Raw genomic sequence first — 892 nt, 5'->3', positions numbered from 1 at the left:
GCGCCGAGCGCCGGCATAGACGGCGCCGAGCGCGCGGGCGAAGTCCTGCGCCGCCCGATCGCCCGGCCGGGTGAAGGCGTAGACCTCCCGGCCCTGCCAGCGCGCCACCTGGGCGATGATGTGGGCGGCGGCGCCGAAGCCATAGAGGCCGATGCGGCGGCCCTCGCCCGCCATCTTCAGGGTGCGCCAGCCGATCAGCCCGGCGCACAGGAGCGGCGCGAGGGCGGTGTCCTCGCCCGCCTCCCCGAGCGGATAGGCGAAGGCCGCATCCGCCACCATGTGGCTGGCGAAGCCGCCGTCGCGGCTGCAGCCGGTGAAGACCGGGGCGTCGCAGAGATTCTCCTCCTGCGCCGCGCAATAGGGGCAGGCGCCGCAGGCATGGCCGAGCCAGCCGACACCCACCCGCTCGCCGAGGCGAAGATGCACGACGCCGGCCCCGAGCGCCGCCACCCGCCCGACCACCTCGTGGCCCGGGACGATGGGATAGCGCGCCTGGGGCAGCTCGCCGTCCACCACATGGAGATCGGTGCGGCAGACGCCGCAGGCCGAGACCGCGATCACCACCTCGCCGGGGCCGGGCGCGGGATCGGGCCGCTCCTGCGGCACCAGGCGCTCTGCCGGGGCGTTCAGGACCATGGCGCGCATCGGCGGCCTCCTGCTTCACCGGTTCATGCTGGCCGCGCGCCCCAGGCGGCGCCATGCGCTCGCGCAAACCGCCGCCCCCGGTATCCGCTGCGCGCGGCACGGCATGCCGCAGGCAACCGGTCACCCCTCAGATGCGGCCCGGTTCAGCGTCCAGCCGCACTAAAGCGGGGCGGTCGCGGCACGTCGCCGAAGCCGAGGGGTGGGGCGGCAAAAGCGGGCTCCGCAGGGGGCGGCCTGAACCGGCGCG

The 892-nt window shown here is 75.8% G+C and carries 1 protein-coding gene; it reads right to left on the bottom strand.

What is annotated here, in order from left to right; all coding sequences use genetic code 11:
• Positions 1 to 645: alcohol dehydrogenase catalytic domain-containing protein (locus AC2W7M_RS26420; RefSeq protein WP_486136147.1), on the bottom strand; the 645-nt coding region annotated here is incomplete at its 3' end.
• Positions 646 to 892: the final 247 nt, after the last annotated feature.

It is taken from the genome of Xanthobacter sp. BG11Y11_SDJG (genome assembly GCF_057364445.1).
This window is presented reverse-complemented; position numbering and strand designations above follow the sequence as displayed.